Origin of the sequence: Terribacillus sp. FSL K6-0262, from assembly GCF_037977385.1 — a bacterium.
Lineage (GTDB): Bacteria > Bacillota > Bacilli > Bacillales > Amphibacillaceae > Terribacillus.
This window is the reverse complement of record NZ_CP150277.1, coordinates 1,465,940-1,491,527: the sequence shown is the minus strand read 5'-3', so window position 1 is coordinate 1,491,527 and position 25,588 is coordinate 1,465,940. Positions and strand designations below refer to the sequence as shown.

Sequence of the window (25,588 nt, the reverse complement as noted above, 5' to 3'; positions counted from 1 at the left end):
TTTTTGTATACATAATTGATATTATTCCACAGTAGCTCAGTGGTAGAGCTATCGGCTGTTAACCGATCGGTCGCAGGTTCGAATCCTGCCTGTGGAGCCATTGCTTCCTTAGCTCAGTCGGTAGAGCACCACCATGGTAAGGTGGGGGTCAGCGGTTCAAGTCCGCTAGGAAGCTTAGAAAGAAGAAAAGTATTAGAGAACATTCTCTAATACTTTTCTTAGTTTATAGAAATAACAAAAGGACATACAGTGACAGAGCATTGAACTCGATTTTCTTTTTATTTTTGTTTTCCATGTAGCACTCTCGCAGTTATAAACCATCATTCTATTAGATCATTGATATTATAGAGTACAACAACAGAAGTCGCATACAATTTGTATGCGACTTTTTAATTTGGGCTAGACATTATATAAATTTAGATTTTCTTTACGATCTTTCCCGGGTGGCTTGCCAAACATTTTCCTGTATTCCCTGTTAAAATAAGATGGGCTTTCATAGCCAACTTGGAAGGCAGCATCAGCAATCTTCATATCTTTTCCAATAATCAACCGCCTTGCCTCATGAAGACGTAATGCTCTCTGGTATTGAATCGGAGTCATGGTTGTAACTTGTTTAAAATGATGATATAAAGCTGATGGGCTAAGGCATACTTTTTTAGCTAGTTCATCTATCCTTATTTCTCGAGAAAAATTTTCCTTTAAGTAATCCAGAACAATTGCTACTTCAGATAATTTACTTCCCTTGGCAACAAGTTTTTTTACTGTGTCCCCATGTTTTCCTTGCATAATGCGGTATAGAATCTCCTTAATGATGAGAGGTGCAAGTATTTCTGTATCCTCAGGGGTATGAAGCAGTTTCACGAGTCTGCTAACCGCATCCAGAATAACTTCATCTGTCTGTTCTACAAATATTCCTCGCTCTGAAACATCTTTATTGGTACTATGTTGCTTATACTCTTTTGAAACCTCTGCAATCTGCATCATGTTAAAATTCAATCGAAGACATAAATAAGGCTCCATCGCACTTGCTTCTAGAATTTCCCCGATAACAGGCAAATCGACAGTTACGACTAAGTAATCTCCTTTTCCGTAAAAGAAGTCCTCTCCAATGATAGAGATCCCTTTTCTTCCTTGCAGAACAATGCATAAAGCAGGTTCATGCATTGTATGTACAGGCTCCAGTGGTTTGGCTGAACGAATGAGTTCCAACCCGGGGATAGATGTTAGATTCGTACCTTCCTTGGCAGCAAATTTTGAGACTAGATCTGTAAGTTCCTCTCCTTTTGATTGCAACTGTTCTTTTGGCGGCATGGATAATCCCTCCTTTTATATAGCTTTTTGGTTATTGGAGGATAGGGCAAGAATTAAAGAGATGCCGGCTACCGCTCCATGTTAATTTTCGCTGATACTAATAGTAGAACAGAAAAGGAGCTGATGATATGAAAAAGAATAATGATACTTACGTTGGTCTATGGGTTACTAAAGATCGATATATCAGGCATGAGCTGCTGCCCGAAGGACGCTATATTGAAGCTCGTGGTGATGTCGAATGCGCTTATACAGGTAATTATCAAATAACAGGTGATCATATTGAATATCATGATGATACAGGATTCACAGCTGATGGAGATTTTCAAAACGGGATACTATATCATGCAGGAATGGTCCTGCATCGTGATAATGGATAAGGATTCCCCATAGTAAATTAATAAAAAGAGGATGATACAAGGATGAGTATAAAGAATAAAGTTGTTCTTGTCACCGGAGGAAGCAGCGGCATCGGAGCAGCAACTGTTGAGTTATTAGCTCAAAATGGCGCCGTGGCAATAGCAGCAGCGCGGAGAACAGATAAGTTAGAAACACTCGTATCCACTCTTCTCCAAAAAGGATATAGTGCAGATTATAAACAACTGGATGTTACAGACTTTGAACAAATGCAGCATACCGTACAAGAAATAATCGAAGCATACGGAAAAATCGATGTCATCGTAAATAATGCAGGTGTAATGCCCTTATCTAAATTGGAATCCCTGAAAATCGCTGAATGGAATCGTATGATCGATGTAAATATCCGTGGAGTTCTGCATGGTATTGGAGCTGTGTTGCCGATAATGAAAGAGCAGAATGGCGGACATATCGTCAATATAGCTTCGATAGGCGCGTATGAGGTTACCCCGACTGCAGCAGTTTATTGCGCAACCAAGTATGCTGTCCGTGCTATCACAGAAGGTTTGCGGCAGGAAGCAACGAATAATGTTCGAGCAACTGTAATTGCACCGGGTGTAACGGAATCTGAATTAGCTGATCATATTACCGATGAACAGGCGAGTGAGGCTATGATCGAGTATCGAAGACTAGCGCTTCCTGCTTCTGCTATTGCACAAGCAATTCTTTATGCAATATCGCAGCCGTTAGAGGTGGATGTAAGTGAATTAATTGTAAGGCCTACTCTATCACGATAAGGAGGTCGGATTTTATATCATGAAGTAGAAGAATGTTAATTGGCATTAGAAACTAATATTGATAGTTACAAGAACTGATTAAAAAAGGGCTGAGTGAACTCGGCCCTCCTCAGGTTAAGAGCCATTATTATATCTGTTCGTTTTTATATGGTTCTGTACATCCGCTGTCCATTCTAAGGTTACAGTTCATTGAATGTAGGTCGGCTACTTCTTTATTATACTGTTATATTAACTATACATATCTGTGGTGTCATGTTTTAAATAGGTACACTGGAAATTCTTTTTTCACTAGGTATGACTGGTAGCCGTAACAGAATAATGATGGTAGTAGATACGGGTGAACCAAGTGAGTCTTCCTTACTTTTTTAGCTCTTGTAACGTAATAAAATGCCTGCCATACAATTTTTGAACAAATGTAGGACTCTTTGAATAAAGGATGGGATTAATTTGGTACCCCGGATTTCGATGACGATCAAAGTAATTGGCAGCAGATTATATAAAAAAGCGACCACCTCATTTATTGCAAATTCTACTTATTCTTCGTCATATCATAACTGGTGCTGATTAGATCATGAATCTCTTCCACAGGGACAGTGCCGTCCAATATGATGGAGTTCCAATGTTCTTTATTTAAATGATAAGCGGGTATTATGGATTTGTATTCATCACGCAGCTGCTCGTTCACACCAATTTCATTTTTTACATTGATCCAAATCTTGTTCTCTCTTTCGAATATCCAAGCAAATGTTTTATCATTATCTTTATGTCTCATCAGTGTCCAATTATCATCTTTGAATGGCTGATCTTCATATACATCTTTATATTGCTTACAATAATCAATAGCTTCTTGCCTGCTCTTCATAGAGAATCAGCTCCTCATGCATATAATTATCCTTTTCCCTCTTGGCAGATTTCCCACATATAATATTTTAGCAAATTCGCCCTTTAAACTTAAAAAGTAAGCTTTGATATTCAGGAAGGGAAAAGCCGCATACAAGCGTATGCGGCTTTTGATTATTTCCGGTACTTCTGATAATTCTTATTTCCGCCGGAAAGATTATATACTTCGTCAAACCCCAGATTCCGCAATACGTTTTGGGCGGCATTGCCTGTCACACCGCTGTTGCAGTAGCAGAGGGTAGGTTTCTTTGGATCGAGTTCTTTTGCTTTTTCACGGAGTTCAGCTAAAGGAATGCTGACTGCTTCTGGCACGTGGGAGGCTTCATATTGGGTTTTGGCCCGTGTATCGATGATCTGGAAGGACTCTCCTTTTTCTAACCTTTGCTGCAGTTCTTTTGGTGTGAGCAGCTTATTCTGCTTCTTGATGGCATTATCAAGTGCCATGCCGGTGTACATGACTGGATCCTTTGTCGTACTGAACGGCGGTGCATAGGCAAGATCCAGGTGGAATAGGTCTTCTGCTTTGGCTCCGAAGGTCATTGCAGTAACAAAGACATCGATGCGCTTATCCACGCCTTCTTCTCCTATAGCCTGGACACCGAGTAAACGGCCGGTTGCCCGGTCGGCTATTGCTTTGATGATTATCTCTTTGCCGCCGAGATAAGCTGCGCGTGCCGGCTTGATATTATGCAAGGTCTCTATATCGTATCCTTGGGCAAGAGCCTCTTTCTCGTTCAAGCCGGTCTGTCCGACTGCAAGTTCGAATACACGGACAATCCCGGTGCCGAGGATACCGCGGTGAGCGGAATCTCCTCCGGTAATGACATCACCCGCGATGCGTCCCATCTTATTCGCTGTCGATCCAAGCGGTCGATAGAGCGGCTTACCCGTAATGACAGAGAAGCTCTCTGCCACATCGCCGACTGCGTATACGTCCGGCAGATTGGTCTGCATCTTTTCATTGACTGCAATCGCCCCGGTTTCTCCTATTCGGACACCGATTTTTTCGGCCAAAGCTGTATTTGGTTTGACGCCTGCAGCCAGGAAGACAATGTCAGATGGTATTGTTTCTCCGCTGGAGGTGACGATCTCTTTATCAGTAATGCGGACCGCTTCTTGGCCAAGCAGCAGATTCACCCCATGAGCTTCCAATGTGTCTGCTATGCGATCTGCTATATCTTTGTCCATATGCTTCATCACCTGATTGCTGCGCTGAAGGATGGTCACTTCGATTCCTAAGCGGGTGAGCTGTTCGGCCATTTCCAATCCGATGTAGCCAGCGCCGATGATGGTAGCTGTTTTTGGCTGGCGGGATGCGATGAACTGATCGATCGCGCCGGCATTCTTGATCGTACGAACGTGGAAGACATGCTCCAGCTCTGTGCCTTCTATGCTAGGTGTCACTGGACTGGCTCCCGTGGCGAAAATGAGAACATCATATGTGTCTGTCACAGCTTCATCTGTTTCTAAGTTTTTAATGGATAATGTCTTCGAATCATGGTCGATGTCCACGACTTCGTGTCTTGTCTGGATATCGACATTGTATCGTTTTTTGAACCAGGCTGGATCGCGAGGATTCAGTGTCTCCAGATCCTCCACTTCATCGCCTATAAAATAAGGGATGCCGCAGACGCTATAGGATATGTCATAATCTCTGTCATAGATACGGATATCAGCTTCCTCATTGTTACGGCGTGCTTTTGCAGCGACTGATGTGCCGGCGGCTACTGAACCAATGATGCGTATTTTCATTGTATCTCTCCTTTAATGGATGATGGCCAACCAAACGCAAAGTCCGGTCAGTGTCAGGAACAGTGTTGGTATCGTAAGTATGATGCCCGTTTTGAAATAAGTGCCCCATGATATCCTTACGCCTTTCTGTGAAAGGACGTGGAGCCATAATAAGGTTGCCAGTGAGCCGATCGGTGTGATTTTCGGGCCCAGATCCGAACCGACTACATTGGCATAAATGAGGGCTTCCCTTATTGCCCCTGAAGTGGATGTATGGGATATGGCGATGGCATCGATCATGACTGTCGGCATATTATTCATAACGGAAGACAGGATGGCCGCGATAAAGCCCATACCGATCGTACCGATGAACATGCCTTGGTTTGCTGCATATTGAATGACATCGGCGAGTATATCCGTCAATCCGGCATTACGCAATCCATAAACGACGACGTACATGCCGATAGAGAAGAAGACGATATTCCACGGCGCGCCTTTTACGACGCTCCTTGTTTCGACGGCTGGGCTGCGGCGTGCTATCAGCAGGAAGAAGATCGCAATTGCCCCGGCCACGAAAGAAACAGGGATATGGAAGAATTCACAAATCAAATAGCCAATCACCAATAAAGCAAGTACGTACCAGGATAGTTTAAACATTTTTCGGTCTTTAATAGCCGAAGACGGCTGTTTTACATCGCTCACTTCATAGGACGAAGGGATGCGTTTGCGGAAGAATAAATAAAGTACAAGTATACTTGCCGCCAGTGAGATCAAATTTGGAATGATCATGCGAGAGGCATATTCCAAGAAAGTGATGCCGAAGAAATCGGCGGAAACGATGTTCACCAAGTTACTTACAATCAAAGGCAATGACGTTGTATCGGCGATGAACCCGCTCGCAATGATGAATGGAAATACAAGTGTTTCATCAAAGCGTAGAGCCCGTACCATTGCCAGTACAATCGGTGTCAGGATCAAGGCTGCCCCGTCATTTGCGAAAAAGGCGGATACAACAGCGCCTAACAAACAGACGTATACAAACATTTTCACACCGTGTCCTTTGGCTGCAGCAGCCATATGGAGAGCAGCCCATTCGAAGAATCCGATGGAATCAAGTATAAGTGAAATCAATATAATGGCGACAAATGCCAAGGTAGCATTCCATACGATGGTGGTCACTTCCCATACGTCGGAAATATCGACCACGCCAACGAGTAAGGCCAGTACAGCTCCGCCACAGGCAGACCATCCTATATTCAGGTTCTTTGGCTGCCATATAATTAAAATAAGAGTGATCAGAAAGATGATACAGGCTAGAACGGTTGTCAACATGTGTAACATAACTCCCTATTTAACAAGTGATAGCTTCTGCTTTGGTTCTTAGTTTTATGAGCTGCTCATCATTTTCATCCAGCTGCCCGATGATTTGCTCCACCAGATCACGCTGCTCACAAGTCTCATCAAAGCGATAGTACCGCCATTGTCCGCGCTTTTCTTCGCATACAAGACCTGCTTTTTTATACTTACGCAGGTGCTGGCTGATTGCCGGCTGGCTGACCTCGAACATGCCTACCAGTTCACAGACACAGTATGTTTTTTCCATCAGCAGTTTCATTAACAGCAATCGCGTCGGATCGTGAAGAATTTTCAAAGTTTCCGTAAGCTTTTCAGTCGATAAAGCAATTGTAGCTGTCATCTTAATCCTCCTTCCCAAGCTAGTATATAAATAATTTATTATATAAGGCAATCGTTATATACTTGAAAATCAAAAAAACTTGATCTATGATGGATATATCAAGAAAAATTGATGCAAGGAGATGCGACGATGAAAAAATGGCAGGATTATGAGCGTGTGTTCAAAGCCCTTGCGGATAGCAAACGCCTGGAGCTGCTGCATGTACTGGCGCAAACGCCAGAGAAGGCCGTCTGTGTCTGCGATTTGACGGAGGCTCTGGATATGGCCCAATCCAAGTTGTCTTATCACATCAAAATCCTGCTGGATGCTGGTCTGATAACAAAGGAAAAGCGCGGGACGTGGAATTACTATGGCTTGGATCATTCCAACTTGAATCATGTTCTGTCCGAAGAATTATGCTGCCTCTTAAGGGGACCGAAACAGCCGGCGGAGAAAGCTTGCCGTAAATAAGAAGGAGGAGATCTTATGGGGAACGATTTGCCTGTCGTTATCATCGGAAGCGGTCCGGTGGGCCTGGCCGCCGCTGCACATCTTGTGAAGTATGAGGTACCTTTTCTGATCCTGGAGAAAGGCGATACAGCAGGGGCGGCTATTAAGCAATGGAAGCATGTCCGTTTATTCTCGCCATGGGAATTCAACGTTGACCAAGCAGCGAAGGAGCTGCTTGAGGATGATGGTTGGCTGATGCCTGATAAGACCCAGCTGCCTACAGGGGGAGAAGTGATTGATCGTTATCTGAAACCACTGGCTGCGTTAAAAGAAATCGCTCCCCATGTCATTTATGGTGCGGAAGTAGTGGCAGTGACAAGAGAGGGAGTGGATAAGCTGAAAACTTCCGGCAGGGAAAAGCTGCCCTTCCTTATCTATGCCAAGCTGAATGACAAAACGGCAGCATACCGTGCAAGTGCTGTCATCGATGCAAGCGGGACATGGCATAACCCGAATCCACCTTCAGCAGATGGTGTATGGCAGGAGGAGCTTCAGGTACATACTGTCATTCCTTCTGCGGCTGAGGATATGGATGCTTTAAAGAATAAGCATATAGCTGTGATCGGCAGCGGTCATTCTGCTTTGCAGACATTGACTGAACTTGCCCAGGTGAAGCAAGTCCACCCTGATACAGCTATTACTTGGGTGATCCGGCGCAAGAGCCCTGATGCAGTGTATGGAGGCAAGGAAAGAGATCAGCTGGCTGCCCGAGGTGCCTTGGGAATGCAAGCGGAGAGCTTGGTTAACAGTGGTGCTATAAACATGGAAGCAGGCTTCCTTACAGATAAGATAAGCAATCAGCATGGACGGCTTAGGATAACCTGTATGTCTGGGAGAGCGGTCGAGGAAGTCGATGAAATATATGTAAATACCGGTGCTCGACCTGATTTCAGCTTTTTGAGGGAAATCCGATATCAAATTGATCCTGCGATTGAGAGCACGCCAGCTTTGGCACCATTGATCGATCCCAATGTGCACAGCTGCGGAACCGTAAGACCGCATGGGGAAAAGGAACTGCGGCAGCCAGAGCCGAATTTTTATATCGCGGGCGTGAAAAGTTATGGAAGGGCACCGACCTTCCTGCTGGCAACCGGATATGAACAAGTACGTTCCATTGCTGCCAGGCTGGCGGATGATAAGGAAGCAGCGGAGCAAGTGAAGCTTCTGCTCCCGGAAACGGGTGTCTGCTCCGTGGAACGTCCAGCTGTACAGGCAGGCTGCGGCACATGCTGATACGGGTGATGGATCCGCAAGACTGGCCGGCTGTCAAGCAAATCTATCAGACAGGTATGGATGGCGGCAATGCCACATTTGAAACAAAGGCTCCCGATTGGGTAAAGTGGGATCGATCGAAACTGCCGTATGGTAGATTGGTAGCGGAGAAAGATGGGGGCGTCATCGGATGGGCAGCCCTGTCCCCATATTCGGGCAGGGAAGTATATCGCGGAGTAGTGGATCTCAGCATTTATATCCATCCAGCTTATCAAGGCTGCGGGGCGGGCAAAAAGCTTATGAAGGGACTGCTGGAAATATGCGATGGACAGGGCATATGGACAGTGCAATCAGGTATTTTCCCGGAGAATGCAGCAAGCCTGGCGCTCCATAAGGGCTTTGGCTTCCGGGAGGTCGGTATCCGCAAGCGAATCGGAAAGCTGCATGGGAAATGGCGGGATGTCATGCTGTTGGAGAGGAGGGTGCCTTATGATCCTGAATAAAGGCAGTAAATTGAGCACGGAATACTTTGTATCCTATTTGGAGCTTGTTTCCAATGTGAGGCAATGCAGCACAACGGAAGCGTATGATATCGTTTTTGACAGGCTGTTCGATAGGGATGAAACAAAACTTGGTTCAGCTAGCTACCAGGCATTCGAAGCTGCATATGAACGGTTCAGCCAAAAGCGGGTATCCTTATGAGGGTTCCCGCTTTTCTTCGTAATGGACCTAAAGTGCCCCAGTTTTAGTCCAGAGCTTTTTGCGTTATAATAATGATGGCAATCATTATTTCACACACAGTTTTAAAATAGATTGAAAGAGAGTGTTCATAAATGGGACGTAAATGGAACAATATCAAAGAGAAGAAAGCTTCGAAGGATGCCAATACCAGCCGGATTTATGCGAAGTTCGGCCGTGAGATTTATGTGGCTGCCAAACAAGGTGAGCCCGATCCCGATGCCAACCAGACGCTGAAATTCGTCTTGGAGCGCGCGAAGACGTATAACGTACCGAAGGCTATCATCGAGCGTGCAATCGAGAAGGCAAAGGGCGGCGGCGACGAGAACTACGACGAGATGCGCTATGAAGGCTTCGGACCGAATGGCTCCATGATCATTGTCGACGCGTTGACAAACAATGTGAACCGCACTGCTCCGGAAGTTCGTGCTGCATTTGGTAAGAACGGCGGCAACATGGGGGTCAGCGGATCCGTTGCCTACATGTTCGATGCAACGGCCGTCATCGGTATCGAAGGCAAATCCTCTGACGAAGTATTGGAAATCCTGATGGAAGCCGATGTTGATGCACGGGACATCATCGAAGAAGACGATGCGGTCATCGTTTATGCAGAGCCGGATCAGTTCCATGTTGTACAGGAAGCACTTAAGCAAGCTGGTATCGAAGAGTTCACAGTAGCGGAGCTTACGATGCTGGCCCAGAATGATGTCACTTTGGATCCGGAAAGCCAGGAGCAGTTCGAGAAATTGATCGATGCCCTGGAAGACTTGGAGGATGTACAGCAGGTTTATCATAATGTCGATTTAGGTTGAATAGGAAAAGCAGTGCCGCCATGGCACTGCTTTTTTATATCGATAATCCTGTCCAATTCCAATAAGTGAAATAAAACAGAAGTATCACCAATATATATACCGGCATCAGGACGATGCTGATTTTCAGTAAATCGTGTGCATCATATGCGATATCGCCTTCTTCATAAAAAAGAAGCAAAGCTTTGGAACTGACAGGGAATGTCACACAATAATTCATTCCTATTAAACTCAGGAAGACAATGGAATCAAGGTCTCCGCCAATTGCTTGCCCGAAAATGATCAGGCTCGGTATACATACGATGGCGCGTGTCGTGTGGGACGTGATATATAAATGACTTGTAACAGTCACGATGGAGAGTATCAGGACATTTGCCCAATCCGAGGCATCCGTAAACAAATGCAGGCTGTGCATGATTTCTTTTTCCATCCAATCTATGACCCCTGTATCCATGAGGATGTGGCCGAGGGCAGCGGCTGCTGCAACAAAAAGAAGCAAATTCCATGAAACGGCTTTTATCCCCTGCTGCCAGCTGATTATTCCATAACGGGGAGTCATGAATAATAGAGAGCCCACGATGGTAACGAACGCGGTATCATATCCATGGATATTTTCTGAAATCCATCCGAGGATCAGGGCGGCAATCAGTATCGCTGTCTTTTTTTCATTTGGTGATACATGATGATCCATATCCTCTTCGTCGGATCCAGCTTGCGGTATGGCATCGCTTATAAGGCTCCGCTTAGGCCATAAAAGCAATCTTACGATAAACGTCGTCACCATGGTGATCACAGCGGTAAATGGAATTCCCCATACCAGCCATTGAAGGAAGGAGATGGACTGGCCAGTCGTGCTTTCCAGCAAGCCGACTCCGATTATATGCGAGCCAGCTCCAATCAATGTTGCGGATGTACTCATCAAAATGATCACAGGTGTCAAGATGGCAAGAAACTGCCTTTCCTTGCTGGAGAAGTGGCGCGCCAGCTGCTTGATGACAGGGAAGGAGAGGGCAGCCCTTCCGGAAGTGGAAGGGATGAATAGTGCCGTCAGCCCTAAAGCTAATGTATAGGCTTTTATAATGGAATGTTTACTTTTTGCACGAGATAAAATGGCACAGCTGAACCGTGCGGCAAGTCCCGATTCCTTGATGGCCTCCCCAATGATGAAAGCTCCAAACATCAGCCATACCACATCTTCACTGAAGGCATGATAAAGCAGCTCTGTATCCCCAGCCTTCATGATTATGATGAACGATAGGAGTGAAATTGCGACAAATCCCGCTGGAATCTTTGTGCCGATCCAGAGAGTCATAGCGGATAAGAAGGCAAATAGCGATACTTTCGCAGGATAATCCAGATTTGTCAAAGCCACCAGAAGGAGGAAGAAAGCATGCATGAAACAAATGATGCGTATTCTGGCAGATGATTTTACTGGATGCTTGGACGTTTTTCTCTCACTTCTCCTATATGGATTGATTTGTTCCATAAGGCAGGGTCCTCTTATCTTGATTTGCCAATCGTACCCCGATGGTGATTTGCCGCAAGATACATTCCACGCTATCCTCAATCCATCGAGGGGCTTTAGCAATCGCTTTATCTAATGTGACAGGATTTTGGATAATACTCACGTACGCATCGATGCCGGCCTCATAATTGCTCTCGGCTCCGCGTCCGATGGTGCCGGTGATGGCTATGACAGGTATATTATACTTTTTGGCAATTCTTGCGACTTCGCATGGAATCTTACCGTCAGGTGTCTGAAAATCCAAACTTCCTTCGCCGGTGATGACGAGATCGGCATTCGCTATCTTTTCTTCCATTTGAATGTAATGCTTGATCAAATCAAAGCGCGGATGAAGCCTGGCACCTGTAAAAGCCATCAATCCAGCGCCCAAACCGCCTGAGGCTCCGCTTCCTGGCGCATAGCGGACGTTCATGCCCGTGACAGCTTGAATCAAGTCAGCATAATGATCCAAGGCTGCAGACAGGATATGGACTTGATGGGGAGCGGCTCCTTTTTGGGGACCGAAAATCCGCGCCACCCCGCGTTCTCCGCACAAGATATTCTTCCAGTTGCATGCAGCGTCTATAGGGATGTCCTTCAGCCGGGAGTCTACATGAGATACATCGATTGTTACCGCTTTCAAAATGTCGGTGACAGATTTGACATCAATGATATGCTGCTTAGCATCCAGGAATCGAACACCAAGCGCCTGGGCCATGCCTGCCCCGCCGTCCGACGTGCCGGAATCACCGCAGCCGATTATAATCTTATTCACTTGTCTGTCCAATGCATCGAGAATCAGCTCCCCGACACCATAGGTAGTCGTATGCAGCGGATTCCTGACGTTTTTTGGAACCAGCTTCAATCCCGCCGCAGCAGCCATTTCGATGACGGCAATTCGTTCATTTCCCTCCTGGAAGACGCCATAATGGCTATCGATCTTCTGCCAGACAGGACCGGTGACGGTTTTATGGATCAATTCCCCATCCTTTATCTTAACGATTGCTTTTGCAAAGCCTTCTCCGCCATCTATCATTGGCAGCATCTCTGTTTGGATGAACGGTTCGAATCTTTTTGCTCCGGCACCCATTGCCACTGCTACTTCCTCCGCATCAAGGCATTCCTTAAAACCTGATGGAATCATGATAACTTTCATGTCTTTATCCTCCGTTTATTTTTTGATACTGCTATCATAGCTGCGAAATTGGAGTATTCCCTGTGAGGTGCATTAAGGACAGATGAGAGATTGATGAATTTTCAGATAATGGAGGCTGGCAATAATGACAGCTGGATGGATTGCGTTCCAACATGCACTTCCTGTCCTCGTGGCATAGCTGTGACTATAGGCATGTTCCCATACAAATATTTTTGGATTTTGCAGGTGGAAAGGTTCATGATGGAAATGCCGATGGAAGTTTGGATAGTGCCAGGGCTAAATAGCTTCCCATTTGATGAATTTCCCAATTAGGTATAGGGATAAAAGATGTTGTGCCGTTTACTGGTTATAAAAGGCCATTTCCTGCCCAGATGTCGTGAGATTTGCTGCTGAGGAGGCTCAGCATTTCAGCATAATCCGAGGGCTTTCGAAGGCGATCGAAAGTTGTGCTTGCTAAGATATGATAGATTTACGCGGATAATTTACAGAAAATTGTTACTATTGTCCCGCAGGAATCTATCCTTTCTGCATATATGCTCCTGTTTTACCGCGACTCTCTTCCCGAAAACGACAGATTCTCGTAATCTAGCTATAACATCTGAGCGATATTACATAATCTGTCATTTAACGTGCGGAGATGGAAGGCTAGCGGGCAGGACCATATCAAGAACAAGAAAAAGGAGAGTGTGGGAAGATGCACAAAAGGATGACGAAGTGGCTCAGTATTTTGGCGATCGGTGTCTTTCTCTTGTCGTTGCTTTCTCCTACAGCTTCACGAGCACAGTCTTCTGAGCGAACTTCTGTGAAAGCGAGTGAGGGTGTAGCAGCGAAGGTGGACAAGGATGTTACGTCACAGTTCAAGGCGGATGGGCAGGTGACGTACCTGGTGAAGCTGAAGGATCAGGCGGATACGAAGAAGGCGGCAGAGACTGCTGTCGAGAAGGCGAAGAAACAATCAGCCAGTTTGTCTGCCAAGGAAGCGAAGCGTATCCAGAATTCGGCTGTTGTCAGTGATTTGCGTGCGACAGCTGATGCAACGCAAGCGAATTTGCTTGATTACTTGAAGCAGGCGAAAGATAAAGGTGTCGTGAAAGACTATGATTCTTACTATATCGTCAATGCGCTGAAAGTGACGAGCTCCAAAGATGTGATGGAGGAGCTGGCTGCTTCGGAGGAAGTGGAGAAGATCCTGCCTGACAGAGAGCGTAAAATCCTTGAGCCAACGAAGGCAGAGGAGAAAAAGGCAGCTGCTCTGGCTGAGGAAGTCGAAGCGTGGGGGGTGGAAAGAGTCGGAGCGCCTGCAGTATGGCAGGAAATGGGACTGGATGGATCGGGTGTCGTCATCGGCGGGTTGGATACTGGGGTGCAGTATGACCATCCGGCACTTTTGGAAAAGTACCGCGGCTATGATGCGGCTGACCCGGATAATGTCTCGCATGAGTTCAACTGGTATGATGCAGTCGACGGAGAAGCTGTGCCGTATGATGACTTGGATCATGGGACACATACGATCGGTACGGCTGTCGGTGCAGCTCCGGATGGATCCGCTGATATCGGCGTTGCACCGGGAGCCAAATGGATTGCGGTAAAAGCTTTCCATCCGGATACCGGGCAAGGGCAGACAACGGATGCCATCCTGCTGGATGCGGCTGAATGGATGCTTGCGCCAAAGGATGAAGAAGGCACTCCGCATCCAGAGCAGGCACCGGATATCGTCAATAACTCTTGGGGCGGCGGTCCGGGACTTGATGAATGGTATCGCGAAGTTGTCCAGACATGGCGGAATGCCGGTATCGTCCCAGTGTTCTCGGCCGGTAATGATGGAGATGGAGACGCGACAGTGTCTGCACCTTCCAACTATCCAGAGTCGATCTCTGTCGCTGCAACGGATAGTGAAGATGGCTTGGCGAGCTTCTCCTCACGCGGTCCTTCTCCTTATGAGGGAGAAATAAAACCAGATATTGCTGCTCCCGGCGTGAGTGTTTATTCCTCGGTAAGCGGCAGCGGATACAGTGCCTCCTTCAGCGGAACTTCGATGGCCGCTCCGCATGTGAGCGGCGTCATTGCGCTGCTGCTGCAGGCGGATAGTTCGCTGACAGTCGACGAGATAGAAACGATTCTCTATGATACAGCTGATCGACAGACAAGCAGCGAATATCCTGATGAAATCAATGAAGGCTTCGGCCATGGCATCGTCAATGCATATTTGGCTGCATCCACCATCGCCACTGGTGTCGGCGAAATCAACGGGAATGTGTATCAGGATGGCGAAGATCGGGAGCCGGCTGTGATTGTGCATGAAGCAGTTTCTGAGTTGTATCAGGGCGTCGCCACGCCGCTCTCAGCGGAAGTGACGGATAATATCAGTGCAGACACAGTGACGCTTGAATATCAGCAAGACGAAGGGGAATGGCAGTCGATCGAAGCGACGCTTGCAGAGGGAAATGCAGCCAGCGGTACGTATCAGGCGGTCCTGCCAGCGGAAGCAACGGCTGGTGAGACGCTTGCCTATAAATTTGTCGTAACCGATTTTGGCGGCAATACAACAGAGACAGATACGTATGAGGTGGAGCTGCTTGCCCCGCTGTCAGTTGGCTATACCCAGGATTTTGAAGAGGAGCCGACAGGCTGGACATCATTCGGTGATCAAAATTCATGGGAATGGGGAGCACCGGCTGCAGGACCTGAAGCGGCAGCATCTGGTGAAAATGTATATGGCACAGGCGCTTATGCAAACAATGCCGATGCGACCCTGCTCGCACCGCCTGTAGCAGTTCCGGAAGACGGTGAAGCATATTTGCAGTTCCAGACATGGTTCGACTTGGAAAGCCGATACGATTATGGTCATGTTGTCGTATCGACGGACAAAGAAAATTGGGAGCAGGTAGGTTCGTATAATGGGGCCAATGGCGCCTGGTCTGCTGAACAGATTGATTTAAGTGATTATGCCGGTCAGACAGTTTATGTCGGCTTCCATTTGGAGACGGACGGCAGCATCGGTAAACAAGGCTGGTATATCGATGATGTAGCCATTTCAGATACGTCAAACAGCTCTGCTTCCATCATGAAAGATACAAAAAAGGTGAAAGAGGATAAGCAGACAAAGGAGAGTGCAAAGAGCAAGAAGGCGGTACATGCGAAAAAGCTGGCGCCAACCCCGATTCGGAATGTCCAAGGTCCATCATTGCCGGATGGACAGTCAGACCCATCTGAAATCAGCCCAAGCGCCTTGCCGGTCGATGCAACGGTGACGGTGCAGGAAACCGGGCGAAGCGTACAAACTGATCCGGCAGACGGCAGCTATCGCTTACTGCAAGCCGCAGGGGATGTGACGCTGGAAGCAGCTGCTTATGGCTTCCATTCCAATACAGCACCAGTGACTGTGACCGAAGGCACGGCGGTAACCCAAAACTTCACGCTCGATCCGATTGCGGAGGGCACGGTGACGGGTACGGTCACAAATGCACAAACAGGTGAACCGATAGCTGGCGCTAACGTATATGTAGTCGAAGATGCAGCCGTCGAGCCGGCCCAGACCGATGACAACGGTACGTATACGCTGACTGCCTATGAAGGAACATATACCCTTAGAATTACAGCCCCTTCCTTCAAGGGATCTGAACTGGAAGTGACGGTCACTGCGGAGGAAGCAACAGAACAAAATGTCGAGCTGGAGCCGTTCATCGGCTTTGCCGGGGAAATCGGTTATGATGACGGCACTGCCGAGAATGCACATGCCTTTTATGATGCCGGAAATGGATGGGCCGTAAAATTCACGCTGGCGGAAGGACAATCATCTGCCCTGGTAACAGGCGGACTGTTCCGGTTCTGGGATGATACCTTCCCGACACCGGGCGGCACGAATTTTGCCGTGGAAATCTATGATGATTCCGGTGAAGATGGCGCACCAGGCAAGAAGCTCGCCGGACCGATTTCAGGGGAAGCTCTCCGAAACGGAGAATGGACGCAGATTGATTTGGCCGGGGAAGGCATTGTAGTCGATTCTGATTTCTATATTCTCTATATCCAAACCGATCCGAATCCGAATACACCTGCTTTGGCAACGGATGAAGATGGGGAATTTTCCGGCCGCAGCTGGCAGAATGTAGGCGGGGAATGGAGCCTGGTGCCGGAAGAGGATGGCAACTACATGATCCGGGCACTTGTTGATTACGAGGCGCAGTCCCCTGTCATCACGTCGCCTGCCTCTGATACAGTCACAAAAGAGAGTAGGGTGACAGTGGAAGGAACTGCATCGCCTGGCGGAACAGTCGAAATCAGCAATAACGGCGAAGCTGCCGCTTCAGTGGAAGCATCCGAAGAAGGAGCCTTTGCCGCGGAAGTGGAGCTGGCGGAAGGAGAAAACAGTCTGACAGCTGTGACGAAGCTGGAAAATGGCAGTACTGCGCCATCTGAAGCTGTAACAGTCATCCGGGATCAAACAAAACCGGAACTGATGATTACAGCGCCGGAGGACGGCAGCAAAACGAATAAGGAAACCGTGACCGTAACGGGTACGGCATCTGATGACTATTTGAAAAAGCTGACGATCAACGGTGAGAATGCTGATGTGGATGATGACGGGGCTTTCTCCAAGCGCATTCTATTGGATGAAGGTGTCAATGAGATAAAAGTAGCCGCAGCGGATGAGGCCGGAAATAAGGTAACGAAAGTCATCGAGCTGGAAGCAGACTATACTGCTCCTGCATTGGAAAATGTCAAACCGGAACAGGATACAGATCTGCAGGCCGGCGAAACAGTTGTCATTTCCTTTGAATCGGAACCGGGCTTGGAGGATGCGACCTTCTACTTAAAGGCGCCGCTGACGAATTTCCGCACCGCATCCCAGGCAACAGAGCTTCCAATGAGGGAAACGGAAGAGGGTTTGTATGTAGGTTATTGGACAGCGACATCATCGGTGAAGCTTGATGGAGCGGATGTCGTCGTCAAAGCGACAGATGCATTCGGGAATGAAACCGATGCGACTGCTGCTGGAAAGATATTTGTAGAATGAACAAGAAAGGACCCGTCGCTGACGGGTCCTTCTTTCATATACCGATGGAGATATATTTTGTTTCCAAATAAGGCTCGATTCCTTCGATTCCGCCTTCGCGGCCGACACCGCTTTCCTTCATGCCGCCGAATGGAGCTTGAACGGCGGATGGACCGCCATCATTCCAGCCGATGATACCATATTTCAGGTTTTCGGCGATATACAGCCCGCGGCGGTAATTTTCCGTGAAGAAATAGGCTGCCAAGCCATATGGCGTGTCATTTGCGATGCGGATAGCTTCGTCGATGTCGGTGTAAGTCGTGATCGGAGCCACCGGACCGAATGTTTCTTCATGCATGATGTCCATGTCCGTCGTCACTTGATCAAGGACGGTAGGTTGTACAAAGTAGTATCCTTTTTCATCATCTTGGTCATAAGAACCGCCTGTACGGACGGAGGCTCCTTTTTTCTTGGCGTCCTCAAGTTGAGCGACTATTTTTTCGAATCCTTTTTTATTGATGATTGGTCCAATATTCACATCTTTGCTTCCTACACCAACTCTTAATTGTGAGACAGCTTGAGTGAAGCGATGGAGGAATTCCTCTTTTATAGCAGCATGGACAAGTAGTCGATTGGCGCAGACACATGTTTGTCCGGCATTGCGGAACTTGGATGCTACTGCTTGTTCGACTGCCCGCTTGATATCTGCGTACTCATCGACGATAAGCGGTGCGTGTCCGCCGAGCTCCATGGAGACATGCTTCACGCTATCGGCGCTTTGTTTGATGAGCAGTTTGCCGACAGGAGTAGATCCCGTGAAGGAAATCTTCCGGATGTGGGGATGATCGGTGAAAATCTTGCCGACCATTTCGCCATCGGCATTCACATATTGAATGACGTCCTCCGGAATACCGGCCTCATATGCCAGTTCGACCAGGCGGATAGCTGTCAGCGGGGTATCCGGTGCTGGTTTGATGATGAATGTGCACCCCGCAGCCAATGCTGGTGCTGCTTTTCTTGTGATCATCGCTGCCGGGAAGTTCCAAGGTGTGATCGCTGCGACCGGGCCTACTGCTTCGCGGGTGACGAGCATACGCTTGTCGGTGGTGGAGGCAGGGATGGTGCGGCCGTAAACGCGCTTGGCTTCTTCGGCGAACCATTCGATATAGCCAGCGGCATATAAAACTTCACCTTGAGCTTCTTTCAGAGGTTTGCCATTCTCTGCAGTGATCAAGGCTGCGAGCTCAGTCTTGTTTGTCAGTATCAATGCATGCCATTTCCGTAACAAAGAGCTTCTTTCTATAGCGCTCGTTTTCGACCAGCTAAGGAAGGCTATGTGCGAGGCAGTGATTTTTTCCTCGATTGCTTCAAAGGTATCCATTTCAACAGAAGCTATATAGTCACCGGTTCCTGGGTTGTATACATTAAGCACGTTTGTCATTTGCGATACTCCTTTCCCGAGTGGATACAGCTGCTAATTTACGGTTTGTTATCCTGTATAGACTGAGACCGATTACTATCCAGCCAATCAGCATGACCCATTCGTAAGGCCATACGAGTGCGGCCGGCATTCCTGGCAGGTAGAAGGTCAGGAATACGATGCTCATGATGACAGCCCCCCAACCGATTGTGCGCCAGTACTTGATTTTATACGGCCTATTCAGCTCGGGCTCGATTTTGCGCAATCGAAGAAAAGCTAGTGCCACGAGGACATAGCCGGCAATCATGCCGACTCCGCCGGCATTCACGATCCAGACCAATGCGGGGCGGCCGAGTAACGGTGCCAAGAATGCAAGTGCACCAAGGAATAGAATCGAATTTGTTGGTGTTCCGTATTTAGGATGGATATACATGAACCATGATGGAATCATTTTTCTCTCTGCCATTGCGTACAAGATCCGGCTGGCTCCAATGATAAATGCATTCCAGCTGGTGATGATGCCTGCTACACCTCCGACAACCAATATAGTACCGAATGCTTGGCTGCCAAAGAGGCTTGTCATCGCATCTGCGGTTGCAAGACTTGAATTCTCCAGCTGCTCCTGGGAAAGTGCGGCAGAAACACCGTACACAATCAATAAATAGAATAATACGGCACAAACAATGGAAATCATCAGTATACGTGAAATAGTTTTGGCTGGTGCATTGATTTCTTCCGCGACCTGCGGCACGACATCAAAACCTACGAACAGGAATGGCACCATGACCAGAACAGTGATGACGCCTGCTGCGCCATCTGTGAAAAGAGGCTGTAAATTTGCTGTGCTCCCGTTGAAAGAGGCACCAAACAAAAGCAGGACGGCTGTAGCAATCATGAGGATTGTGAAGACGGACTGAAAGATAGCTGCTGGCTTTGCCCCGATATAGTTAAGGAGTGTCAAAATAAGTGCTCCGCCTGAACCAATCAATACCCATGTAAGATAAACGGGCCAATCATTCATTGTCCAAAGATACCCGACATGATTCATCGGTACGATATAATCGATGACGGTCGGCAATGCGACAGCTTCAAACGTGATGACTGTCACATATCCAGCAAGAACGGCCCAAGCTGCACCAAACCCCATCTTCCTACCAAAAGCACGATTTACGAATACCAAACCGCCGCCCGTTTCAGGCATGGAAGAAGATAATTCCGCATATGTCAAACCGATGAGGCAAATAAGCAATCCTCCAACTACAAAGGCAATGATACTGCCAAGAAATCCGGCTCCGAGAATCCAATCACCGGATAGTACAACCCATCCCCATCCGAGCATGGCTCCTACGGCTAGAAAAATGACATCCGACTTCGACATAGTCTTCCTTAATTGCTGTTTGGCCATAGAGACCCTCCTTTAAATGGATTCCAATGCTTGTTCGATGATTTCCAGCCCTTCTTTCAGCTCTTCATCCGTAATGACGAGCGGACTAAGGAAGCGAACGACGTTTCCGTTAATACCAGCGGTAAGAAGAAGGAGACCATGTTCGTTTGCATACGCTGCAATCTTGGACGCCAATGCTTTATCCGGGAGTTTCGATTGTCTGTCTTTGACAAATTCAATTGCAACCATCGCCCCTAGGCGTCTTATATCACCGATAGATTCATAGCGTTCTTGCCAGCGATTTGCGGCTTGTTCAATAGTCTTGCCGATATGCTCCGCCTTTTCATTTAGTTTTTCAGACTCGATGATTTCCAGTACGGCAAGTGCTGCGACACACCCGAGGGGACTGCCGGCGTAAGTACCGCCCAATTCACCTGGATTTGATGCATCCAGCATCTCGGCCCTGCCGACCACACCGCTGATCGGAACGCCAGCTCCAAGCGATTTAGAGACAGTAATCAAATCAGGGACAACTTCAAAATGCTCAATTGCAAAATATTTGCCTGTCCGGGCAAAGCCAGTTTGGATTTCATCGGCTACGAAGACAATGCCATGTTCGTTACAGAATGATGCTACAAACTGTACGAAGCGCTTGGACGGTATAATGAAGCCTCCTTCTCCTTGTACGGGTTCCATCACAACACATGCGACGGTTTCCGGAGCAACCTGGGATATGAAGAAGTCTTGGAATTGCTCGATGATGAAATCTTCATATGCAGCTTCTGTCATATCTTTCGGACGTTGGTAGCTGTATGGGTAAGGAGCTTGGTAAACTTCCGGAGCAAATGGACCGAACCCGAATTTATATGGTTTTACTTTGCTCGTCATACTCATGGCAAGATTCGTGCGTCCATGGAAACCCCGGTTAAAAGTTACGACCGCTTGTCTTCCTGTATATTTCCGTGCGATCTTTACGGCATTTTCGACAGCTTCGGCCCCTGAATTAAGGAAGATAGCTTTCTTATCAAAGGAACCAGGAGTCAGGCTACATAGTTTTTCGGCTAGTTCGATATAGGAGGCATACATAATGACATTGAACCCTGGATGAACAAATGCTTCCGCTTGCTTCTTGAGTGCTTCCACTACTTTTGGATGGCTGTGTCCGACATTCATTGTTCCAATTGCACCTGCGAAGTCAATGAAACGTCGTCCATCCTGATCAAAAAGAAGTGCTCCCTCACCTTTGGCTGCGATGGATTTATTTCCATTACTAACGCCTCTGGCTACGTATTTATCTCGTTTTTGCTGAAGCAACAAAGTCTCATTTGCTAAAGTTGCCATTGTTTCACTTCCTTTTTTGTTATTTTTAATATTTTCAAACTTTTTCTGTATAATAAAAAGTACCAAACTGAAGTTTTTTATAGTATCAGAGGAGGGGCGTATGAGTTTATACATCATGCAGCTGGACAGAGAACGGAATGAAGCTTTCCTATATCAGCAAATTTATCAGCAAATGAAACAAGCCATATTGGAGCGGCGTTATTTACCGCATGATAAACTCCCTTCTAAAAGGGAACTGGCAGCCAATTTGCGGATAAGCTTGAATTCGGTGAATGCTGCATATCAACAGCTCGTGGCAGAAGGCTATCTTTACACACGTGAAAGGCAAGGTTTTTTTGTGGAGGAACTGGATTCTTTTTACGTACAGCCAGAAAATCATATTTCTGATATTCCCTCTGATCTGCTGGAAGCGGATGAAAAGCGGGAAGTGAGGAAGTCTTTTTCCCATATGAGTGCAGATATAAATGTGTTTCCGTTGGATAAGTGGCTATGGTGCGAACAACAGGCGTTACGGAAGAATAAGAAGCTATTGGAGGAATATGTCGACCCTCAAGGATTATATAGTGTGCGGAAGACGATAGCTCAATTCCTTTCTCAATCGCGAGGGGTGCGCTGTTATCCCGAACAGATTGTGCTAGGCTCTGGAACGCAGCTGCTGACCCGACAATTAACAAAACTTTTGCCCAAGGAAACGATATATGGGCTGGAGGAGCCTGGCTATCAGCGCATGTATCACCTGTTGAAGAGTGAAGGAAGGGTTGTCTCCAGTCTGAAAATAGATCGAAAGGGTATCCGGATCGATGCATTGGAAGCGAGCGGGGCCAATGTTCTGCTCACCACGCCTTCCCACCAATTCCCAACGGGAGCAATCATGCCGATATCCCGTCGGATCCAGCTGCTTAATTGGGCGAATTCCGCGCCGGATCGTTATATTGTTGAGGATGATTATGATAGTGAGTATAAATATGACGCAGACTCCATTCCATCATTGCAGGGAATGGATGGTGCATCACGTGTTATATATATGGGCTCTTTCTCCAAATCTCTCTTACCGGGTTTAAGAATGAGCTATATGGTGTTACCTATACCACTCCTGGAGGTTTATAAGAAAACATTGCATTTTTTGATGTCCTCCTGCAGTACCATAACACAGCTTACACTGCAGGCATTTATTGAAACTGGGGAATACCAGAAGCATATTAAGAAAACGACAAAATTATATCGAGTTCGGCGAGCTATGCTGATAGAGAAGCTGAAGGCGAAATTCGGTGACACTATTTCCGTCAAAGGAGAGAAGTCAGGATTGCACTTTTTGGTTTCCTTTCATGTGGAACGTACGGAGGAGGAGATAAAAAGGAGGGCAGAAGAGAGGGGATACTTACTTTATGGAATCAGCCGTTTTTATAATCAATCAGAACCGCCTCGGATACCGACGCTTATCCTCGGCTTTGCCAGCATGCGTACAACTGAGATGGATGAAGCTGTAGAACTACTGTATGAAGCGGTTTTTGAATGAATCAAAACCACCAGTGTGAACTGGTGGTTTGTTCTGCGGCTAAAAGCCTTTGTTACCGGCCTAGGCCTCAAAGGCCCGCTGAATGGGTTCCCTCTTGCACCACATCTACTCACCAATTCTAAAGAATTTCTTTATTTCTTCCGATTTTTTTCTCCTGTAAATGGATCGTACTCTTCGAATAATGTCAATTGATCGCCCATATAGTCCTCTTTTAGCTGATTCCTAATATATTCTTGTATTTGTTTCTTATTTCTCCCGACTGTATCAACATAGAATCCTCGACACCAAAATTTTCGATTTCCATATCTATATTTTAAATTGGCATGACGATCGAATATCATTAAACTACTTTTCCCTTTTAAGTATCCCATAAATTGTGACACACTTAATTTCGGCGGGATACTTATCAACATATGAATGTGATCCGGACAAGCATTTGCTTCATGGATAATCACACCTTTCCGTTCACATAAATCCCTAATAATTTGTCCGATACTCTTTTTGTATTTTCCGTAAATAACCTGCCTTCTGTACTTTGGCGCAAATACTACGTGATACTTACAATTCCATGTTGTATGTGCTAAACTGTTCATGTCCTTCATAGGGCACTCCTCCTTCTATGGCGAGATAAAGTGGTCGGGAAACCAACTTTATCCTACCATGAAGTGAGGTTTTTTTATTACCACGCTTGAAGCTTTCTGGAACCCCCGGCATAGCCAGGGGTTTTCTAATACATATAACAAGAAAGGACCCGTCGCTGACGGGTCCTTCTTTCATATACCGATGGAGATATATTTTGTTTCCAAATAAGGCTCGATTCCTTCGATTCCGCCTTCGCGGCCGACGCCGCTTTCCTTCATGCCGCCGAATGGAGCTTGAACGGCGGATGGACCGCCATCATTCCAGCCGATGATACCATATTTCAGGTTTTCGGCGATATACAGCCCGCGGCGGTAATTTTCCGTGAAGAAATAGGCTGCCAAGCCATATGGTGTGTCATTTGCGATGCGGATAGCTTCGTCGATGTCGGTGTAAGTCGTGATCGGAGCCACCGGTCCGAATGTTTCTTCGTGCATGATGTCCATGTCATCCGTTACTTGATCAAGGACAGTTGGGTTGACGAAGAAGTAGCCTTTTTCTGCATCGGCGTTATAGGTGCCGCCAGTGAGGACTTTAGCACCTTTGGATTTGGCATCATCGATTTGGGCAACGATCTTATCAAAGCCTTTTTTGTTGATGACTGGGCCGATTGCCACGCCTTCCTCTGTGCCTTGTCCGACTTTCATTTCGGATACTGCTTTTGTGAATGCTGCTGTGAATTCGTCCTTGATGGATTCATGGACGAGCAGTCTGTTGGCGCAGACGCATGTCTGGCCGGCGTTGCGGAATTTGGAAGCCAGGGCATGTGTCACAGCCCGGTCGATATCTGCGTATTCATCGACGATAAGCGGTGCGTGTCCGCCGAGCTCCATGGAGACATGCTTCACGCTATCGGCGCTTTGTTTGATGAGCAGTTTGCCGACAGGAGTAGATCCCGTGAAGGAAATCTTCCGGATGTGGGGATGATCGGTGAAAATCTTGCCGACCATTTCGCCATCGGCATTCACATATTGAATGACGTCCTCCGGAATACCGGCCTCATATGCCAGTTCGACCAGGCGGATAGCTGTCAGCGGGGTATCCGGTGCTGGTTTGATGATGAATGTGCACCCCGCAGCCAATGCTGGTGCTGCTTTTCTTGTGATCATCGCTGCCGGGAAGTTCCAAGGTGTGATCGCTGCGACCGGGCCTACTGCTTCGCGGGTGACGAGCATGCGCTTATCCGTTGTGGAAGCAGGGATGGTGCGGCCGTAGACACGCTTGGCTTCTTCGGCGAACCATTCGATATAACCAGCGGCATATAAAACTTCACCTTCTGATTCCTTCAGCGGCTTGCCGTTTTCGGCTGTCATGAGCGCAGCAAGTTCGGCTTTGTTTTCAATCATCTTGTCGTGCCAGGCCCGAAGAAGCTTACTGCGTTCTGCTGCAGAAGTTTTGGACCAGGCTTGGAAAGCCTGATGTATCTTTTCGATTTTTTCATTGATTGCTTCTTTTGAATCAATCGCTACTTTTTCGATCACTTCACCTGTGGCTGGGTTGGTTACATCGAATGTATCTGTCATGTCGAATGCCCCTTTTCTTATTTATTTCATAGGAAAAGCTTATCAAGGAAATTTTGAATCAGACAAAAAAACTGC

21 protein-coding genes and 2 tRNA genes are annotated in these 25,588 nt (G+C 47.1%); 11 read left to right on the top strand and 12 right to left on the bottom strand.

Going from position 1 to position 25,588, the window contains the following annotated elements:
• The first annotated feature begins 25 nt into the window (after window positions 1–25).
• Window positions 26–100: transfer RNA gene (locus MHI54_RS07715), tRNA-Asn, on the top strand.
• A gap of 2 nt (window positions 101–102) precedes the next feature.
• Window positions 103–175: transfer RNA gene (locus MHI54_RS07710), tRNA-Thr, on the top strand.
• A gap of 224 nt (window positions 176–399) precedes the next feature.
• Here the strand turns inward: MHI54_RS07710 and MHI54_RS07705 are convergent.
• Window positions 400–1,311 (bottom strand): AraC family transcriptional regulator, encoded by a 912-nt coding sequence (locus MHI54_RS07705; protein WP_095217205.1) that lies wholly within the window; start codon window positions 1,309–1,311, stop codon window positions 400–402.
• 128 nt (window positions 1,312–1,439) lie between these two features.
• Here MHI54_RS07705 and MHI54_RS07700 point away from each other — a divergent pair, with 128 nt between their 5' ends.
• Together MHI54_RS07700 and MHI54_RS07695 are read left to right on the top strand one after the other, a co-directional pair.
• Window positions 1,440–1,688: an Atu4866 domain-containing protein gene (locus tag MHI54_RS07700; protein WP_095217204.1), complete on the top strand. Its 249-nt coding sequence runs from the start codon at window positions 1,440–1,442 to the stop codon at window positions 1,686–1,688.
• Between the two features lie 42 nt (window positions 1,689–1,730).
• A complete protein-coding gene (locus MHI54_RS07695; RefSeq protein WP_095217203.1) occupies window positions 1,731–2,462 on the top strand; it encodes an SDR family oxidoreductase in 732 nt (243 codons plus the stop codon).
• Between the two features lie 529 nt (window positions 2,463–2,991).
• Here MHI54_RS07695 and MHI54_RS07690 read toward each other — a convergent pair.
• The 4 genes from MHI54_RS07690 to MHI54_RS07675 form a co-directional block, all read right to left on the bottom strand.
• Window positions 2,992–3,324, bottom strand: coding sequence for an MmcQ/YjbR family DNA-binding protein (locus MHI54_RS07690; RefSeq protein ID WP_095217202.1), 333 nt, complete (start codon window positions 3,322–3,324; stop codon window positions 2,992–2,994).
• Window positions 3,325–3,476: 152 nt separating this feature from the next.
• Window positions 3,477–5,114: an FAD-dependent oxidoreductase gene (locus tag MHI54_RS07685; protein ID WP_095217201.1), complete on the bottom strand. Its 1,638-nt coding sequence runs from the start codon at window positions 5,112–5,114 to the stop codon at window positions 3,477–3,479.
• 12 nt (window positions 5,115–5,126) lie between these two features.
• Window positions 5,127–6,425 carry an arsenic transporter gene (locus MHI54_RS07680; RefSeq protein ID WP_095217200.1) on the bottom strand — a complete coding sequence of 433 codons (1,299 nt, stop codon included), beginning with the start codon at window positions 6,423–6,425 and terminating at the stop codon, window positions 5,127–5,129.
• Window positions 6,426–6,444: 19 nt separating this feature from the next.
• Window positions 6,445–6,789, bottom strand: coding sequence for a metalloregulator ArsR/SmtB family transcription factor (locus tag MHI54_RS07675; protein ID WP_095217199.1), 345 nt, complete (start codon window positions 6,787–6,789; stop codon window positions 6,445–6,447).
• Between the two features lie 129 nt (window positions 6,790–6,918).
• Between MHI54_RS07675 and MHI54_RS07670 the strand changes: the two genes are divergently transcribed.
• From MHI54_RS07670 to MHI54_RS07650, 5 genes are all read left to right on the top strand, one after another.
• The gene (locus MHI54_RS07670) at window positions 6,919–7,239 is read left to right on the top strand and encodes a metalloregulator ArsR/SmtB family transcription factor (RefSeq protein WP_095217198.1); all 321 of its coding nucleotides are present in this window, start codon (window positions 6,919–6,921) and stop codon (window positions 7,237–7,239) included.
• Window positions 7,240–7,254: 15 nt separating this feature from the next.
• Complete coding sequence (locus MHI54_RS07665; protein WP_095217197.1) at window positions 7,255–8,511, top strand: NAD(P)-binding domain-containing protein; 1,257 nt, start codon at window positions 7,255–7,257, stop codon at window positions 8,509–8,511.
• Window positions 8,505–8,993: a GNAT family N-acetyltransferase gene (locus MHI54_RS07660; protein WP_095217196.1), complete on the top strand. Its 489-nt coding sequence runs from the start codon at window positions 8,505–8,507 to the stop codon at window positions 8,991–8,993. Before MHI54_RS07665 ends, MHI54_RS07660 begins: the two co-directional genes overlap by 7 nt.
• Window positions 8,980–9,192 carry a hypothetical protein gene (locus tag MHI54_RS07655; RefSeq protein ID WP_095217195.1) on the top strand — a complete coding sequence of 71 codons (213 nt, stop codon included), beginning with the start codon at window positions 8,980–8,982 and terminating at the stop codon, window positions 9,190–9,192. The genes MHI54_RS07660 and MHI54_RS07655 overlap by 14 nt, the downstream gene beginning before the upstream one ends.
• Window positions 9,193–9,323: 131 nt before the next feature.
• Window positions 9,324–10,040: a YebC/PmpR family DNA-binding transcriptional regulator gene (locus tag MHI54_RS07650; protein WP_095217194.1), complete on the top strand. Its 717-nt coding sequence runs from the start codon at window positions 9,324–9,326 to the stop codon at window positions 10,038–10,040.
• Between the two features lie 34 nt (window positions 10,041–10,074).
• Here MHI54_RS07650 and MHI54_RS07645 read toward each other — a convergent pair whose 3' ends face one another.
• Together MHI54_RS07645 and MHI54_RS07640 are read right to left on the bottom strand one after the other, a co-directional pair.
• The gene (locus MHI54_RS07645) at window positions 10,075–11,523 is read right to left on the bottom strand and encodes an SLC13 family permease (protein ID WP_233135177.1); all 1,449 of its coding nucleotides are present in this window, start codon (window positions 11,521–11,523) and stop codon (window positions 10,075–10,077) included.
• Window positions 11,501–12,697, bottom strand: a complete 1,197-nt coding sequence (locus tag MHI54_RS07640) for a glycerate kinase (protein WP_340082813.1) — start codon at window positions 12,695–12,697, stop codon at window positions 11,501–11,503. Before MHI54_RS07640 ends, MHI54_RS07645 begins: the two co-directional genes overlap by 23 nt.
• 694 nt (window positions 12,698–13,391) lie before the next feature.
• Between MHI54_RS07640 and MHI54_RS07635 the strand changes: the two genes are divergently transcribed.
• Window positions 13,392–17,711 (top strand): S8 family serine peptidase, encoded by a 4,320-nt coding sequence (locus MHI54_RS07635; protein WP_095217191.1) that lies wholly within the window; start codon window positions 13,392–13,394, stop codon window positions 17,709–17,711.
• Between the two features lie 34 nt (window positions 17,712–17,745).
• On the opposite strand, the gene MHI54_RS07630 is transcribed toward MHI54_RS07635, so the two are convergent.
• Genes MHI54_RS07630 through gabT form a run of 3 tightly spaced genes read right to left on the bottom strand, consistent with a single transcriptional unit; the run spans window position 17,746 to window position 21,835 of the window.
• Entirely contained in the window at window positions 17,746–19,131 is a 1,386-nt protein-coding gene (locus MHI54_RS07630; RefSeq protein ID WP_340082812.1) for an NAD-dependent succinate-semialdehyde dehydrogenase, read from the bottom strand.
• Window positions 19,115–20,515, bottom strand: a complete 1,401-nt coding sequence (locus MHI54_RS07625) for an APC family permease (RefSeq protein WP_340082811.1) — start codon at window positions 20,513–20,515, stop codon at window positions 19,115–19,117. The genes MHI54_RS07630 and MHI54_RS07625 overlap by 17 nt, the downstream gene beginning before the upstream one ends.
• Window positions 20,516–20,527: 12 nt before the next feature.
• Entirely contained in the window at window positions 20,528–21,835 is a 1,308-nt protein-coding gene (gabT, locus tag MHI54_RS07620) for a 4-aminobutyrate--2-oxoglutarate transaminase (RefSeq protein WP_340082810.1), read from the bottom strand.
• 100 nt (window positions 21,836–21,935) lie between these two features.
• On the opposite strand from gabT, the gene MHI54_RS07615 reads away from it, so the two are divergent.
• Complete coding sequence (locus tag MHI54_RS07615) at window positions 21,936–23,351, top strand: PLP-dependent aminotransferase family protein (RefSeq protein ID WP_340082809.1); 1,416 nt, start codon at window positions 21,936–21,938, stop codon at window positions 23,349–23,351.
• Between the two features lie 131 nt (window positions 23,352–23,482).
• Here MHI54_RS07615 and tnpA read toward each other — a convergent pair whose 3' ends face one another.
• A complete protein-coding gene (tnpA, locus tag MHI54_RS07610; protein WP_093727170.1) occupies window positions 23,483–23,953 on the bottom strand; it encodes an IS200/IS605 family transposase in 471 nt (156 codons plus the stop codon).
• A 171-nt stretch (window positions 23,954–24,124) separates the two neighbouring features.
• Window positions 24,125–25,513: an NAD-dependent succinate-semialdehyde dehydrogenase gene (locus tag MHI54_RS07605; protein ID WP_095217190.1), complete on the bottom strand. Its 1,389-nt coding sequence runs from the start codon at window positions 25,511–25,513 to the stop codon at window positions 24,125–24,127.
• Window positions 25,514–25,588 lie beyond the last annotated feature (75 nt).